This is a genomic window from Neisseria sp. P0001.S005, assembly GCF_051963715.1.
Genome location: NZ_JBQCTZ010000379.1, coordinates 1 through 1,732, shown reverse-complemented (window position 1 = coordinate 1,732; position 1,732 = coordinate 1). Strand labels below are relative to the sequence as shown.

1 protein-coding gene and 1 pseudogene are annotated in these 1,732 nt (G+C 52.3%); both read left to right on the top strand.

All coding sequences use genetic code 11. The annotated features are described in order from the left end of the window. A pseudogene (locus ACTHSP_RS20360) lies at positions 1-543 on the top strand (glycosyltransferase family 39 protein); the annotation flags it as partial. A 137-nt stretch (positions 544-680) separates the two neighbouring features. Continuing rightward, positions 681-1,568 (top strand): hypothetical protein, encoded by an 888-nt coding sequence (locus ACTHSP_RS20355; RefSeq protein WP_440346806.1) that lies wholly within the window; start codon positions 681-683, stop codon positions 1,566-1,568. Positions 1,569-1,732: the final 164 nt, after the last annotated feature.

The window sequence follows — 1,732 nt, the reverse complement described above, 5'->3', positions numbered from 1 at the left end:
TTCGCCATGAACTACGGCTGGCCTGCCAAACTGGCCGAACGCGCCGCCTATTTCAGCCCGTATTACATCCCCGACATTGACCCGATTCCGATGGCCGTCGCCCTGCTGTTTACCCCGTTATGGCTCTGGGCGATTACGCGTAAAAACATCCGCGGCCGCCAAGCCGTAACCAACTGGGCGGCCGGCGTTACCTTGGCCTGGGCCTTGCTGATGACCCTGTTTTTACCGTGGCTCAACGCCGCCAAAAGCCATGCGCCGGTGATTCACCAAATGGAAGCCGCACTTTCTTCCAAATTGAAACAGCAGCTTTCAGACGGCCTCGAATGTATCAGCATCGACAGCCAAGACCAGCGCACACGAATCGCATGGAATCAATACAGCCATATTAAAACCACGACCGACAACCCGTCCTGCCGCTACCGCCTCATCCGTCAAGCCGCCAACATCGGCGCACCTTCGGGCTGGCAAACCTTGTGGCAAGGCGCAAGACCGCGCAACAAAGCCGAGACTTTCCTATTACTAGAAAAAACTGCGGCGCAGTAAGCCATACCAGCCTCAAAACTGAATACCCCAATCCAACAAAGGCCGTCTGAAAGAACTTTTATCCTTTCAGACGGCCTTTGACTCACTTTAACATCGCTTCCCGTACAATGGCCCTTTTCCCTTATCTGCCTAAAAATATGAAACCCAACCGCCTTTTGCCCCTTGTCCTCTTATTGACCGCCCTCTCCGCCCATGCCAAAGATTTCATTATCTACGACCGCATGGACTATGTCGGCAAACCCGACCTTACTGCCGACAAACTCTCCAAAGTGTTCTTGGTTTACGAAAGCGAGCTGGTCAAACCCGATCCGACAGGCAAACGCAAACACGGCGTACTCAATGAAGCACGTATCCGCGAATTGGCCAAACAATCGCGCCGCGAAGGCTACCGCACCATTTCCACCGACATCGAAAGCTGGTTTGCCGAAAAAGACGGCCAGCTGCTGACACCCGACGAGTTGAGAACCGACTTCGCGCGGATGTACCAAATCTTCAGAGAAGAAAACCCGCGCGCCTTCATCAGCAACTACGGCATGCCTTCCGAACACCTGCACGGCATCCGCCACTACCGCCCCAACGTTGACAACGAAGCCATCTTGGTCAAATGGCGGCAAGTCAGCAAACGCCGTGCGCCCACCGCCGCCATCAGCGACTATGCCAATCCTGTGTTCTACATCACTTCTCCCGATTTAGTGCAATGGGAAAAAGACGTGAAAACCGCCGTTGACGACATCCACCAACGCTTTCCCAACAAAAAAATCATCGGCTACATCTGGCCGCAATATTATTCGGCCACCAACAGCCCTTATTTCAAGCAATTCATCGACCCCGTCCGCTGGCGCAAAATGCTCGAAATCAGCAAAAAATACACCGACGGGGTGATTATCTGGTCGGACAAGCGCGATGAAAACAACCAAATCGTGCGCTGGAACGATCCACGCATCCAAGCCACGATGAAAGCAACTCAAGCCTTCATCAATGCCAATGCCAAAGAAATCAAGGTAGAAGGTTTGCAGAAATATTAAAAATAAAGCGGGCATATTTGCCCGCCTCTTTATTTACCTACACAACTGTCTGTATGTTTGACACAACACGCTGCAAAACGACCGTGGCACCAACGCTTCTGCATTCTTTCACACGTTTTTACCCGTTATTCCTAAGCGCAGGCCGTCTGAAAATTGCCCGAATA

Bases quoted from the DNA above. Each gene is read 5' to 3' on its own strand.
- ACTHSP_RS20355 (WP_440346806.1), top strand. From the start codon at position 681: ATGAAACCCAACCGCCTTTTGCCCCTTGTCCTCTTATTGACCGCCCTC.